Raw genomic sequence first — 12,650 nt, 5'->3', positions numbered from 1 at the left:
TTGAGAACCACGTCATCCTGAGGCGCCGGCCAAAGGCCGGCCTCGAAGGATGTTCGCCCGTGTGGCGCCAGAAAGGTCGACCGATGACCATCACCCTCCACCCCGCCGTCGCCAACGGCACCTATGATGTCGCCCGCGTGCGGCAGGATTTTCCGATCCTGTCGAAACAGGTCTACGGCAAACCTCTGGTCTATCTCGACAACGCCGCTTCGGCGCAGAAGCCGGTGCAGGTGCTGGACCGGATGCGCTTCGCCTATGAGAACGAATATTCCAACGTCCATCGCGGCCTGCACTTCCTCGCCAATGCGATGACCGAGGCCTATGAGGAAGCGCGCGAGCGCTGCCGCGCCTTCCTGGGCGCCCCGACGCTGGAAGAGGTGATCTTCACCCGCTCCGCCACCGGCGCGCTCAACCTCGTTGCGTCCTCGCTCGGCCAGTCGATCGGGGAGGGCGACGAGATCGTGCTCTCGATCATGGAGCACCATTCCAACATCGTGCCGTGGAACTATCTGCGGGAGCGCAAGGGTGCTGTCATCAAATGGGCGCCGGTGACCGAGGACGGCGCCTTCGACCTCGACGCCTTCAAGGCGCTGCTGACCGAGCGCACCAAGATCGTCGCCATCACCCATATGTCGAATGTGCTGGGCACGGTGACGCCGATCAAGGAGATCGCCCGCCTCGCCCATGAGGTCGGCGCGCTTGTTGTGGTGGACGGCTCGCAGGCCGCCGTGCACATGCCGGTGGACGTGGTGGAGCTCGACGTCGATTTCTACGCCGTCACCGGCCACAAGCTCTACGGGCCGACCGGCATCGGCCTGCTCTATGGCAAGCGGGCGCTGCTGGAGAAGATGCCGCCCTATGAGGGCGGCGGCGAGATGATCCGCACCGTCACCGAAGAGGGCGTCACCTATGGCGAGCCTCCACACCGCTTCGAGGCCGGCACGCCGCCGATCGTGCAGGCGATCGGGCTCGGCGCGGCGCTGGCCTATATGGAAAGCCTCGGGCGCGAGCGTATCGCCGCGCATGAGGCCTCGCTCGGCGCCTATGCCCGCGAGCGGCTGGCACAGATCAATTCGGTGCAGGTCTATGGCGACGCGCCGGGCAAGGGCGCCATCTTCGCCTTCGACGTGAAGGGCGCGCATGCGCACGACATCGCCACCGTGATCGACCGCGCCGGGGTGGCCGTGCGCGCCGGCACCCATTGCGCGATGCCGCTTCTGGGGCGATATGGTGTAAATGCGACGTGCCGGGCGTCGTTCGCGCTCTATAACACGCATGAGGAAGTCGACGCTCTCGCCGACGCCCTCATCAAGGCTCAGGATCTTTTCGCATGAGCGAAACCCACATGTCCGACAGTCCGAACGCCCCGCCGGTCCAGTCCGGCATTCCGGAGGAGGAGCTTGCGCGCCTCACCGACGATATCGTCGCGGCGCTCAAGACCGTCTATGACCCGGAAATCCCGGTCGACATTTACGAGCTCGGGCTCATCTACAAGGTCGACATCGCCGATGACCGCCAGGTCGCGGTCGAGATGACGCTGACCACGCCGAACTGCCCCGCCGCCGCCGAACTTCCCGGCATGGTGGAAGGCGCGGTGGCCAGCGTGGGCGGTGTCTCCGGCGCCAGCGTCAACCTCACCTTCGATCCGCCCTGGGACCAGGGCCGGATGTCCGAGGAAGCGCGGCTGGCGCTCAATCTCTGGTAAGCGAGACTCAGTTGTGAGCGAAACTCCTGCCGCACCGCCGCTTTCCGGCGTGGTGGAAACCGGCCTTTATGTGGACGACCTGCCCCGCGCGCGCGGCTTCTATGAGCGCGTGCTGGGCCTCCGTCCGATGATCGCCGATGAGCGCTTCTGCGCCTACAATGCCGGGCCGGGCAGCGTGCTGCTGCTGTTCCTGCGCGGCCAGACGCTGGAGCCTGTCGTGATGGCGGAGGGCACCATTCCCCCGCATGACGGCCATGGCCCGCTGCACTACGCGCTGGCGATCCCGGCGAGCGCGCTGGCCCATTGGGAGCAGCATCTCGCCGTTCATCGCGTGGCGCTGGAAGGCCGGGTGACGTGGAAGGGCGGCGGGGTGAGCCTCTATTTCCGCGACCCCGACGGGAATCTGGTGGAACTGGCGACACCGGGGCTCTGGCCGAACTATTGAGGGCGGGGCCGAGGGGCGCCGTCATCCTGAGGTGCCCAGACAAGCTGCACAAAGTGTAGGGCCGATCCGGGGCCCAGCGACGACTCTTCGGCGAAACGACTTGGCGTGGTGCACGCCAGCCCCGCCGCCTTCGCCCTTGCCTGCACCCCGCGCATCCCCCATCTTAAACGTACCGATCCGTCGGCCTTGAACCGGCGTCGATGTGGAGACAGTGAGAAATGACCCAGCCCCAGCCTCGCCCCCGCCCGCAGGTGATGACCCTGACCGATGCCGCTGCCGAGCGCGTGCGCGCGGTGATCGCGCGTTCGGAAAAGCCGGTGGCCGGCCTGCGCATCGGCATCAAGAATGGCGGCTGCGCCGGCATGGAATACACGATGGAGTTCGCTGAACAGGCGGGCAAGTTCGACGAGGTGGTTGAGGACAAGGGCGTCAAGGTGCTGATCGACCCCAAGGCGATCCTGTACCTGCTCGGCACCCAGATGGATTTCAAGGCCGACAAGCTCTCCGCCCAGTTCGTGTTCAACAACCCGAACCAGACCTCGGCCTGCGGCTGCGGCGAATCGGTCGCCATCACCCCGGTGCAGCCGGAACCGGCCGAGGCCGGCGCCTGACCTGCGGGCGATGGACGAGGCCGGCATCGCCGACATCTTCGCCGCCTTCGGCCCCGTGCGCTGCCGGCGCATGTTCGGCGGGCTCGGCGTCTATGCCGAAGGGGTGATGTTCGCCCTCGCGGTCGAAGACACCCTCTATCTCAAGGCGGATGCCGCACTCGCGACGCGGCTCGCCGCTGCTGGCTCGCTGATTTTCAGCTATGAGCGGCTGGGCCGGCCGGTGACGCTCGGCTTCTGGTCGCTGCCCGAGGCGGCGCTGGACGACGTCGATTTAGCGGCCGAGCTTGCCGGTCTGGCCGTCAGCCTGGCGCACAAGGCCGCCGCGTCCCGGCGCCCCACGCGCCGGCGAGTGGTGCGAAATCACCGCGCCGAGTGAACCCGGCCGCCGCTTTGTCGTTTCCATGGACGGACTTTCCCCTGGAGCGACGGCATGAACCTGGACCAACTCGGCAATCTCTTCATTCTCTATGGGCTGAACGCGCTCTATGCGCTGGCCATGCTGCTCATCGGCTGGTGGGTGGCCGGGCTGGCGGAGCGACTGGTGCTGCGCGGGCTTGCCAGCACGCGCCGGGTCGATTCCACCGTGGCCGGCTTCTTCGCCAGCTTTGCGCGCTATGGCATCTTGGTGTTCGTCGGGGTGGCGGTGCTGCAGCGCTTCGGCATCCAGACCACCAGCATTATTGCCGTTCTCGGCGCCACCTCGCTGGCTGTCGGCCTCGCGCTGCAGGGCACGCTGTCCAATCTCGCGGCCGGGGTGATGCTGCTGCTGTTCCGACCGTTCAAGGTCGGCGACGCGGTGGAGGTCGGCGGCCAGAGCGGCACGGTCAAGGCGCTGTCGCTGTTCACCACCGAACTTGCCGCCGGCGACAATGTGCAGGTGCTGATGCCCAATGGACGGGTCTGGGGCGCGCCGATCGTCAACAAGTCGGTCTATGGCACGCGCAGCTTCAGCTTCGCGCTCGAACTGAAGCCGGATGCTGATATTGAGGGGGTGATGGAGGACGGGCTCGCCTTCCTGCGCGCCGATCCGCGCGTGAACCAGGCGCCCGGCCCCTCCGCCTCGATCACCAAAATGGGGCTGGACCGGGTGGAGATCGGCTTCTCCGGCTGGGCGTCGGCGAGCGAGGCGGGGGCGGTGCGCGGCGACCTTATTCGTCGCCTGCGCGCCCATAGCCTGAGGGGCGGTGGTCTGCCTGCTCCGGGCCGGGCAGCTGGAGCCGCGCCGCCGGCGCGGCCGCAGAACGAATCCGAGGCGACGGAGGGCGACCGGCCGGAAACCGGCTCGGCCTTCCCCAAGCCGCTCTCGGGCGAGCCGTTCAGCCGGCCTTGATCTTCACCGGCCGCAGCAGGAAGGCCGGCAGGTGCGAGGTATCTGCCGGCTCGTCCATCGGCGCCCGCTCGGAGCGGCGATGGGTGAGCGGCGTGACCGGTGCCCGGGCGGGCGCCGGGGCCGGCTTTTCGCGGTTGCGCTCGCGCGGGGGGCGGGCGGCGGCAGGTGCCGGAGCAGCCACAGGGGCGGCTACCGGAGCTGCCTCGGCGTCCACCGCCTTTTCACGGCCACGACGGCGCGCCGGCTTGGCGGTCGGCTTCACGCTCTCATCGGCGACAGCGGCGAGCGGAGCCTCGACGGCCTCGACCGGCACGGGCGCGGCCTCGGCATCGCGGCGACGGGCGGGACGGGCACCACGGCTCTCGCCGCCATCCTCGCGCTCGCGGCTGGCGCTGCGGCCGCCGCGACCCTTCTCGCGGGCGGGTTTTTCGCGCGAGGTCTTCTCGCCGGCGGCCTTCTCGCGGGTGGGGCGGGCGCGCGCCTCGGAGGCGGGCAGGCTGTCGAGCCCCGCGCCGTCCTTCCAGTCGATCAGGCGGCCGATCAGCTTCTCGATCGCCGCCAGCGACTTGACCTCGCCAGCGGTGACGATGGTGAAGGCGGCGCCGGCGCGACCAGCCCGGCCGGTGCGGCCGATGCGGTGGACATAGTCTTCCGCGTGATGCGGCGTGTCATAGTTGAACACGTGGCTCACGGCGGGAATGTCGAGGCCGCGCGCGGCGACATCGGACGCCACCAGCAGCGTGGCCTCGCCGGTGCGGAACTGGTCAAGCGCCTGCATGCGCGAGCGCTGGTCCATGTCGCCATGCAGGCACACGGCCTTGTAGCCGTGCCGCAGCAGCGATTTGTGCACCACGGCCACTTCGCTCTTGCGGTTGCAGAAGATGATGCCGTTCTGCAGCGCGTCGGCGGTGTTGATCAGGTGGCGCAGCGTGTCGCGCTTGGTGAAGTCTTCCTTGCCGGAGGCGACGAGCAGCTGGGTGATCGTCGAGGCGGTGGAAGAGGGGCGCGAGGCTTCGATCTGCACCGGGTTCGACAGAAACTGCGAGACGAGGCGCTGGATTTCCGGCGGCATGGTGGCCGAGAAGAACAGCGTCTGCCGGGTGAACGGCACCAGCTTGCAGACCCGTTCGATGTCCGGGATGAAGCCCATGTCCAGCATGCGGTCGGCCTCGTCGATGACGAGGATCTCGATGCCGGAGAGCAGCAGGCGGCCACGCTCGACATGGTCGAGCAGCCGGCCCGGCGTGGCGATGAGAATATCGACCCCGCGCAGCAGCTTGGCGTCCTGGTCGCCGAAGGAAACGCCGCCGATCAGCAGGGCGACGTTGAGCTTGTGGTTCTTGCCGTAGCGCGTGAAGTTCTCCTCGACCTGCGCGGCGAGTTCGCGCGTCGGTTCAAGGATCAGCGTGCGGGGCATGCGGGCGCGGGCGCGGCCCTGCTCCAGCAGCGTCAGCATCGGCAGGGTGAAGGCAGCGGTCTTGCCGGTGCCCGTCTGGGCGAGCCCCAGCACATCGCGGCGCGCGAGAATGTGCGGGATAGCCTGCGCCTGGATCGGCGTCGGCTCGGTGTAGCCCGTATCGGCAACGGCCGCGAGCACCTTGTCGCTCAGGCCCAGTTCGTTAAAAGGCATCTGGATCAATTCTGCGGCTGCGCACCGCACACCGGCTCCCCGAGCCGTAACCGGGGATGGTTGCATCGTCGTCGCGCGGAGCGCATCAGTCGGATATGGTATGACGACGCGATGCACCATAGGCATAACGCTCGGAAAGTCAACGGATTTGGCCGCTGTCAAGGGCATTTCGGCATGTTCCGGCCCCGGCGGCCATCCCAAGGGAAGGCAGGTCGGGCGATGAGCCGTGCATTCGTGAAGGAAGACAGCGGCGCCGACACCCTGCCGGAGCGCCCGGTCAGCACCAATCGCAACCTCGTCACCCGCCGGGGACTGGCGCAGATCGACGCCGAACTGGCGGGCCAGCGCGAGGCTCTCTCCGCTGCCGGCGCCCGTGGCGACCGGGACGCGGTGGCCGCCGCCTCGCGGGAGCTGCGCTACTGGTCAGCCCGCCGGTCCAGCGCCGAGCCGGTCGACCCGCCGCAGGAGATTGAGGCCATCACCTTCGGCATGGCGGTGACGCTGGAAGACGCGAAAGGCGGGCGCCGCCGCTTTCGCATCGTCGGCGAGGATGAGGCCGATCCGGCGCAGGGGCGCATCGGCTGGGTGTCGCCGGTGGCCCGTGCGCTGCTGGGCAAATGGATCGGCGACGAGGTCGCCCTGCCGGCCGGGGCGATGGAAATCGTCGCCGTCGATCCACGCCCCGAAGAGGCGTGAGCCATGCTGATCCCTGGCGAAACGCTGCTCGTCTTCGTTCCGGCGGCGCTGGCGCTGAATCTCACTCCTGGCAACGACATGCTGTTCTGCCTCAGCCAGGGCATGCGCTCGGGCCCGCGCGCCGGCATCGCCGCGAGTTTCGGGATCGCCACCGGGGTGTTCCTGCACAGCTGCGCGGCGGCGGTGGGGCTGGCGGCGCTGCTGGCGGCGCATCCGGCCGCGTTCGAGGTGCTGCGCTGGGCCGGCGTCGCCTATCTCGTCTATCTCGCGGTGCAGGCGCTGCGCGGCTCCGGCGAGCTGGTGGCGGCGCGCGTCGCGCCTACCCGCGCCTCGGCCGTCAAGGCGTGGCGGGCGGCGGTGCTGGTCAGCCTGCTCAACCCGAAAGTGGCGGTATTCGTGCTGGCCTTCCTGCCGCAATTCGTCGATCTGTCGCGCGGCAGCGCCTTTGCCCAGTTCATGGTGCTGGGCCTCATCCTCAACATTGGCGGCACGGTGGTGAACGCGCTGGTGGGCGCCTTTGCCGGCCATATCGGCCGCTGGCTGGGCGGCCGTCCGGGCTTGGCGCGAATAGCGGAGAAGCTTACCGCAATACTCCTGCTGGCCATTGCCGCGCGTATAGCATTGGAGCGACGCGGGTAAGAAGGAAGGGCGGCGATCGGCCGCCACGCCCCGCGCAGAACCGGGGGGGCGATGGGACGGCTGAAGACGGTGCATCACCCGCGCATCGCGCAGACAGAACTGTTCGATGCCGCGTGGTATTGGGCGCGCCATCCCGATCTGTCAGCCTCGCCGGCCCATCTGCTCGACCATTACCTCACCATTGGCTGGAAGCAGGGCGCCGATCCTTCGCCCTATTTCGACGGCGCCCATTATCTCGCCACCCATCCCGACGTGGCGGCGGCCGGCCTCAATCCGCTGCTGCATTATGCGCTCTGGGGCGAAGCCGAGGGCCGCGCCATCCGTCCCGTCGACGCGGCCGATGCGAGGGTGGCCGAGGTGGCGTTCTCGGTGATCCTCGCCACCTATAATCGCGCTGGCATCATTGAGCAGGCGATCGATTCCGTCCTCGCCCAGACCCATGGGAATTTCGAGCTGGTCATCGTCGATGACGGCTCGACCGATGGCACGCAAGAGCGCCTCAACGCCCGCTATGGGGCCGAGCTGGCGCAGGGGCGGCTGGTCTATCTCCGCTTCTCCCGCAATCTCGGCATATCGGCGGCCCGCAATGCCGGCCTCCTGGTCGCGCGCCATCCCTGGATCGCCTATATCGATTCCGACAACACCATCCGCCCGCACTTCCTCGACAGCTTCGCCCGGCGCATCGTCGGGCGGGATGGGGCGATGACCTTCTATTCCCGCTTTCATCGCGCGAGCGAGGCCGACATACTGGGCGGTCCCTTCGATCTGGAGGCGCTGCAGCGCGCCAACTACATCGACCTCGGCGTCTTCGTGCACCACATCGCCTGTTTCCACGAACTCGGCGGGTTCGACCTCGGCCTGCGTCGCCTGGTCGACTGGGACGTGATCCTGAAATATGTGCGGCGCTACACGCCGGCCTACATCACCGAGGTGCTGCTCGACTATCGCAACGGCGACGGCAGCGCCCTCAACCGCATCACCACGCACGAGCCGTTCTCGCTGCCGATGGCGCGCATCCTGCGGCGCCATGGTCTGCGCACCACCGTCACCACCGTCATCATCTGCTATAATCAGAAGGACTTCATCGCCCAGGCGATCGAGAGCGCGCTGGCGCAGGTTGGCGATTTCTTCCACGACATCGTCATTGCCGATGACGGCTCGACCGACGGCACCGCCGACATCGCCCGTGACTTCTGTGCGCGCCATCCCTTTGCGCTGCGGATGATCGGCGACGGCACCAATCGTGGCATATCGGGCAATTTCCAGCGCGCCTTCGCAGCGGCGGGCGGCGAATTTCTGGCGGTGCTGGAGGGCGATGACTACTGGACCGACCCCGCCAAGCTCGCCCGCCAGATCGCCTTCCTGCGCAAGAACGCGGACTGCTCCATGGTGTTCTCGAAGATCGAGATCGAGACCCCCGGCACGCCCGGGCGGGCGACGCTGCCGCGCCAGGACAAGCTGCGCAAGAGCAAGCTGGACGGCGCGGATTTCCTGGCCGAGCCGAGCCTGAACCTGATCGCCAATTTCTCCTGCTGCCTCTTTCGCTCCGACGCGATGAAGACGCTGCCCAACGGCCTGTTCCGGCATCGGCTGAGCGAGATCGCGCTGGCCTTCCATCTCGAAAGGCTGGGCCCGATCGGCTATCTCAACCAGCCGATGAGCGTCTACCGCCAGCATCCCCAGGGCGTTTGGACCGGCGCCAGCCCGCAAGAGCAGCGCGCCAGCGGCCGGCGGGTGCGCGAGGCGGCCAAGGCGGTGGCGCGCGAGCAATACCGGCCCGCCCTCCAGGCCATCATCGACGCCCGCTACGCCCCGGCGCCCGACTGAACGGGCAGGCCCGCCTCAGATATCCAGCAGTTCCTCATTGGCGAAGGCGGCGCGCTCGGAGATGAAGGCGAAGCGGCTTTCCGGCTTGTTGCCCATCAGCCGCTCGACGATATCGGCGGTCATGGCGCGCTCGGCCTCCTCGATGGTGACGCGCAGCAGGGTGCGGGTCTTGCGGCTCATCGTGGTTTCCTTGAGCTGCGCCGGCATCATCTCGCCCAGGCCCTTGAAGCGGCCGATATCGACCTTGCCGCGCGAGGAGAACTCCTTGGCCAGCAGCTGGTCGCGATGCGCCTCGTCTTTCGCATAAAGCGTCTTGGCGCCCTGGCTGAGCCGGTAGAGCGGCGGCACGGCGAGAAACAGATGGCCGTTCTCGATCAGCTTCGGCATCTGCCGGTAGAAGAAGGTGACGAGCAGTGAGGCGATATGGGCGCCGTCGACATCGGCGTCGGTCATGATGATGACCCGCTCATAGCGCAGATCCTCGTCGCGATACTGCACGCCGGTGCCGGCGCCCAGCGCCTGCACGAGATCGCCGAGCTGCTGGTTCGCCGCGAGCTTGTCGCGGCCGGCGCTGGCGACGTTGAGGATCTTTCCGCGCAGCGGCAGCACCGCCTGGGTCTGGCGCTCGCGCGCCTGCTTGGCCGAGCCGCCGGCGGAATCGCCCTCGACGATGAAGAGCTCCGAGCCCGCCGCCGAATTGTTGGAGCAGTCCGCCAGCTTGCCCGGCAGGCGCAGCTTGCGCACGGCGGTCTTACGGGAGATTTCCTTTTCCTGCCGGCGGCGAAGGCGCTCCTCGGCGCGCTCCACCACCCAGTCGAGCAGGCGGTTGGCCTGGGTCGGGTTGCCACCGAGCCAATGGTCGAACGGGTCGCGCAGCGCCGCCTCGACAATGCGGGTCGCCTCGGCGGTGGCGAGCTTTTCCTTGGTCTGGCCCTGGAATTCCGGCTCGCGCACGAACACCGAGAGCATGGCGACGCAGCCGGCCATGACATCGTCGGCGGTGACGATGGCGGCGCGCTTGGCGCCGCCGGTGCGCTCGGCGTGGTCGCGCAGGCCCTTCAGCAGCACGGCGCGCAGGCCGGTCTCATGGGTGCCGCCCTCGGCGGTGGGGATGGTGTTGCAATAGGAGGAGATGGCGCCGTCGGCATCGCCCAGCCACGCCACCGCCCATTCCGCCGCGCCATGGCCGCCGGGCCGCGTCGTCTTGCCGGAGAAGATGTCGGGATGAACCCGGGTGCTGCCCTCAATGTCGGCGGCGAGATAGTCGCGCAGGCCGCCGGGAAAGCGGAACACCGCCTTTTCCGGGATGTCGGTGCCGGCCACCAGCGCGGCATCGCAGCTCCAGCGGATTTCGACGCCGCCGAACAGATAGGCCTTGGAGCGGGCCATCTTGAACACGCGGGCCGGCTTGAAGCGGGCGCCTTCGCCAAAAATCTGCGCGTCCGGATGGAAGCTCACCCGCGTGCCGCGCCGGTTGAGAATGCGCCCGACCTCCTGGATCTGCCCCTGCGGCACGCCGCGCGAATAGGTCTGGCGGTAGAGCGTCTGCCCGCGCGCCACCTCGATCTCGAGAACGTCGGACAGGGCGTTGACCACCGAGACGCCGACGCCGTGCAGGCCGCCCGAGGTCTCATAGACTTTCGAGTCGAACTTGCCGCCGGCATGCAGCGTGGTGAGGATGACCTCCAGCGCAGATTTGCCGGGATATTTCGGGTGTTCCTCGATCGGAATGCCGCGCCCATTGTCGGTCACGGTGAGAAAACCGTCGCTGGTCAGTTCCACCTCGATGAAATTGGCATGGCCCGCCACCGCCTCGTCCATCGAATTATCGATCACCTCGGAGAAGAGGTGATGCAGCGCCTTCTCGTCGGTGCCGCCAATATACATGCCGGGCCGGCGCCGCACTGGCTCCAGCCCCTCCAGCACCTCGATATCGGCGGCGGTATAGCCCGCCTCGCCCGGCGTGCCCTCGCGCAGCGCGGCGGGGCGCGCGCTGGCACGCGGACGCGGGGCGGGAACGGCGGCGAAGAGGTCGTCAGAATTCGACATGGGTGCGGGCGGTCTCGTCGTGGTCAGGAACCGATTCGGTCTCCTTAGCACTATGGCAGGCGTGGCGCGAAACCGGAACGCTCCGTGAACATGGACGCCATGCGAGGCCGGACCTCACCGCGTCAGCCGCTTCCGGTTCGCCCGCACCTTGCGGCCATACAGCGCGACGATTTCCGGGCCGACCGCGTCGAGCCGGCCGGCGGCCGCCGCCTTCACCAGCCGGGCATTGACCTCGCCCAGCGCCAGCGTCTTCTCCGTCACCATGCGCATGGCTTCCACTCCGGCGGCGGCATCGCCGCGCGCCAGACGGCTCAGCCGTTCCGCGATCACGAACTGCATGTCCATGCCGAGCCGGGCCAGCTGCAGGCTGGTGGAAAACCAGGAGAGGGGAGAGGTCATCGCAAAGGCTCCGGCCGGTGAGAGGCGGGGAGAGAAGCCCGCACGGCACGGTTCCGTTCCGGCCACCGACGCGCAGCCGCCATGCGCGGGGCGAGCCCCTCTTGTCTTTCGTCGGACATGCGAAAGGTGTAATGGCGCAAATCAACGCGCGCCCGCCCCGAGACGGCCGGCACGCCAGCAGGAAGGGTCGCCACCATGACGGACAGCAAGGCGCGGATCGCCATCCTCGGGGCTTCGGGCTACACGGGCTCGGAACTGCTGCGCCTGCTGCTGCGCCATCCCCGCGTCGAGATCGTCGCGCTCACCGCCGACCGCAAGGCCGGGCAGGCGGTGGCGGACGTGTTTCCGCAATTCGCCCCGTTCAAGCTGCCGAACCTCATCACCATCGAGCAGGTGGCGTGGAAAGACGTCGACCTCGTCTTCTGCGCCCTGCCGCACGGCACCACGCAGCTTGTCATCAAGAACGTGTTCGACACCGCGCCGCATGTGAAGGTGGTCGATCTCTCCGCCGATTTCCGGCTGCGCGACGATGGCGCCTATGAGCGCTGGTATGGCCACCCGCACCAGGCACTGGAGCTGCAGCAGGAAGCCGTCTACGGCGTGGTCGAGCTCTACCGCGACGACATCCGCAAGGCGCGGCTGATCGCCAATCCCGGCTGCTACACCACCACGGCCATTCTGCCGGTGGTGCCGCTGATCGAAGCCGGCGCCATCGAGCCCGAGCACATCGTCATCGACGCCAAGAGCGGCGTGACAGGGGCGGGCCGTTCGGCGAAGGAGAACCTGCTGTTCACCGAGGTGACGGAGGGCATGCACGCCTATGGCGTCGGCGGCCACCGCCATATGGCCGAGCTCGACCAGGAATTCTCCAAGGCGGCCGGCCGCACGATTGCGCCGAGCTTCACGCCGCATCTGGTGCCAATGACGCGCGGCATCTACGCCACCATCTACCTCAAGACCGGTGCCGGCGTCGGCGCGGAAGGGGTGCATCGCGTGCTGGCCGATTTCTACCGCAGCGAGCCCTTCGTGCATGTGATGCCACTGGGCCAGGTGCCGCAGTCGCGCTTCGTCAAGGGCTCGAATATGGCCTTTATCGGCGTGATCAAGGACCGCGCGCCGGACCGGGTGATCGTGATCTCGACCACCGACAATCTGGTGAAGGGCGCCTCCGGCCAGGCGGTGCAGAACATGAACCTCGTGCTCGGCTATCCCGAGACGTTGGGGCTGGAGCAGATCGCGCTGTTCCCGTGAGGGGGCGGCGTGCGTGCTTCGAGGCTCGGGCCTTGCCCGAGCACCTCAGCATGACGGCGCGCGCATTG

Annotated in this window: 13 protein-coding genes; 10 read left to right on the top strand and 3 right to left on the bottom strand. The window is 68.0% G+C overall.

Annotation, left to right across the window (positions count from 1 at the left end; translation table 11 throughout):
* Positions 1-83 precede the first annotated feature (83 nt).
* The 6 genes from J2S76_RS03860 (at position 84) to J2S76_RS03835 (ending at position 4,091) form a co-directional block, all read left to right on the top strand.
* Complete coding sequence (locus tag J2S76_RS03860; protein WP_307057629.1) at positions 84-1,334, top strand: cysteine desulfurase; 1,251 nt, start codon at positions 84-86, stop codon at positions 1,332-1,334.
* On the top strand, positions 1,331-1,705 hold the full coding sequence (locus tag J2S76_RS03855) for an SUF system Fe-S cluster assembly protein (protein ID WP_307057627.1): 375 nt from the start codon (positions 1,331-1,333) through the stop codon (positions 1,703-1,705). Before J2S76_RS03860 ends, J2S76_RS03855 begins: the two co-directional genes overlap by 4 nt.
* A gap of 13 nt (positions 1,706-1,718) precedes the next feature.
* On the top strand, positions 1,719-2,150 hold the full coding sequence (locus J2S76_RS03850) for a VOC family protein (protein WP_307057625.1): 432 nt from the start codon (positions 1,719-1,721) through the stop codon (positions 2,148-2,150).
* A 254-nt stretch (positions 2,151-2,404) separates the two neighbouring features.
* Positions 2,405-2,761: a HesB/IscA family protein gene (locus J2S76_RS03845; RefSeq protein ID WP_307057750.1), complete on the top strand. Its 357-nt coding sequence runs from the start codon at positions 2,405-2,407 to the stop codon at positions 2,759-2,761.
* 10 nt (positions 2,762-2,771) lie between these two features.
* Positions 2,772-3,137: a TfoX/Sxy family protein gene (locus J2S76_RS03840; RefSeq protein ID WP_307057622.1), complete on the top strand. Its 366-nt coding sequence runs from the start codon at positions 2,772-2,774 to the stop codon at positions 3,135-3,137.
* Positions 3,138-3,191: 54 nt separating this feature from the next.
* Positions 3,192-4,091 carry a mechanosensitive ion channel family protein gene (locus tag J2S76_RS03835; RefSeq protein WP_307057621.1) on the top strand — a complete coding sequence of 300 codons (900 nt, stop codon included), beginning with the start codon at positions 3,192-3,194 and terminating at the stop codon, positions 4,089-4,091.
* Here J2S76_RS03835 and J2S76_RS03830 read toward each other — a convergent pair.
* Positions 4,078-5,721: a DEAD/DEAH box helicase gene (locus J2S76_RS03830; RefSeq protein WP_307057619.1), complete on the bottom strand. Its 1,644-nt coding sequence runs from the start codon at positions 5,719-5,721 to the stop codon at positions 4,078-4,080. The genes J2S76_RS03835 and J2S76_RS03830 overlap by 14 nt on opposite strands.
* A gap of 219 nt (positions 5,722-5,940) precedes the next feature.
* On the opposite strand from J2S76_RS03830, the gene J2S76_RS03825 reads away from it, so the two are divergent.
* The 3 genes from J2S76_RS03825 to J2S76_RS03815 are packed head-to-tail and all read left to right on the top strand — an operon-like array spanning position 5,941 to position 8,883.
* A complete protein-coding gene (locus tag J2S76_RS03825) occupies positions 5,941-6,417 on the top strand; it encodes a GreA/GreB family elongation factor (protein WP_307057617.1) in 477 nt (158 codons plus the stop codon).
* 3 nt (positions 6,418-6,420) lie between these two features.
* A complete protein-coding gene (locus J2S76_RS03820; RefSeq protein ID WP_307057615.1) occupies positions 6,421-7,056 on the top strand; it encodes a LysE family translocator in 636 nt (211 codons plus the stop codon).
* 51 nt (positions 7,057-7,107) lie between these two features.
* Positions 7,108-8,883 (top strand): glycosyltransferase family 2 protein, encoded by a 1,776-nt coding sequence (locus tag J2S76_RS03815; RefSeq protein ID WP_307057613.1) that lies wholly within the window; start codon positions 7,108-7,110, stop codon positions 8,881-8,883.
* A 15-nt stretch (positions 8,884-8,898) separates the two neighbouring features.
* Here J2S76_RS03815 and parE read toward each other — a convergent pair whose 3' ends face one another.
* Both parE and J2S76_RS03805 read right to left on the bottom strand, forming a co-directional pair.
* Entirely contained in the window at positions 8,899-10,932 is a 2,034-nt protein-coding gene (parE, locus tag J2S76_RS03810; protein ID WP_307057611.1) for a DNA topoisomerase IV subunit B, read from the bottom strand.
* Positions 10,933-11,046: 114 nt separating this feature from the next.
* Positions 11,047-11,331, bottom strand: a complete 285-nt coding sequence (locus tag J2S76_RS03805) for a hypothetical protein (RefSeq protein WP_307057609.1) — start codon at positions 11,329-11,331, stop codon at positions 11,047-11,049.
* A 195-nt stretch (positions 11,332-11,526) separates the two neighbouring features.
* Between J2S76_RS03805 and argC the strand changes: the two genes are divergently transcribed.
* Positions 11,527-12,582, top strand: coding sequence for an N-acetyl-gamma-glutamyl-phosphate reductase (argC, locus tag J2S76_RS03800; protein WP_307057607.1), 1,056 nt, complete (start codon positions 11,527-11,529; stop codon positions 12,580-12,582).
* The last annotated feature ends 68 nt before the right edge of the window (positions 12,583-12,650 follow it).

It is taken from the genome of Ancylobacter vacuolatus (assembly GCF_030813595.1).
GTDB classification, from domain to species: Bacteria; Pseudomonadota; Alphaproteobacteria; order Rhizobiales; family Xanthobacteraceae; genus Ancylobacter; species Ancylobacter vacuolatus.
Note: the sequence above shows the minus strand (reverse complement) of the source record. Positions and strands in the feature narration are given on the sequence as shown.

What these genes read in the sequence shown, in the direction of transcription:
- J2S76_RS03860 (WP_307057629.1), top strand. Translation starts at nt 84, where the DNA reads ATGACCATCACCCTCCACCCCGCCGTCGCCAACGGCACCTATGATGTC.
- J2S76_RS03815 (WP_307057613.1), top strand. Translation starts at nt 7,108, where the DNA reads ATGGGACGGCTGAAGACGGTGCATCACCCGCGCATCGCGCAGACAGAA.
- J2S76_RS03840 (WP_307057622.1), top strand. Translation starts at nt 2,772, where the DNA reads ATGGACGAGGCCGGCATCGCCGACATCTTCGCCGCCTTCGGCCCCGTG.
- J2S76_RS03820 (WP_307057615.1), top strand. Translation starts at nt 6,421, where the DNA reads ATGCTGATCCCTGGCGAAACGCTGCTCGTCTTCGTTCCGGCGGCGCTG.
- J2S76_RS03855 (WP_307057627.1), top strand. Translation starts at nt 1,331, where the DNA reads ATGAGCGAAACCCACATGTCCGACAGTCCGAACGCCCCGCCGGTCCAG.
- J2S76_RS03835 (WP_307057621.1), top strand. Translation starts at nt 3,192, where the DNA reads ATGAACCTGGACCAACTCGGCAATCTCTTCATTCTCTATGGGCTGAAC.
- J2S76_RS03830 (WP_307057619.1), bottom strand. Translation starts at nt 5,721, where the DNA reads ATGCCTTTTAACGAACTGGGCCTGAGCGACAAGGTGCTCGCGGCCGTT.
- parE (WP_307057611.1), bottom strand. Translation starts at nt 10,932, where the DNA reads ATGTCGAATTCTGACGACCTCTTCGCCGCCGTTCCCGCCCCGCGTCCG.
- J2S76_RS03805 (WP_307057609.1), bottom strand. Translation starts at nt 11,331, where the DNA reads ATGACCTCTCCCCTCTCCTGGTTTTCCACCAGCCTGCAGCTGGCCCGG.
- J2S76_RS03845 (WP_307057750.1), top strand. Translation starts at nt 2,405, where the DNA reads ATGACCCTGACCGATGCCGCTGCCGAGCGCGTGCGCGCGGTGATCGCG.
- J2S76_RS03825 (WP_307057617.1), top strand. Translation starts at nt 5,941, where the DNA reads ATGAGCCGTGCATTCGTGAAGGAAGACAGCGGCGCCGACACCCTGCCG.
- argC (WP_307057607.1), top strand. Translation starts at nt 11,527, where the DNA reads ATGACGGACAGCAAGGCGCGGATCGCCATCCTCGGGGCTTCGGGCTAC.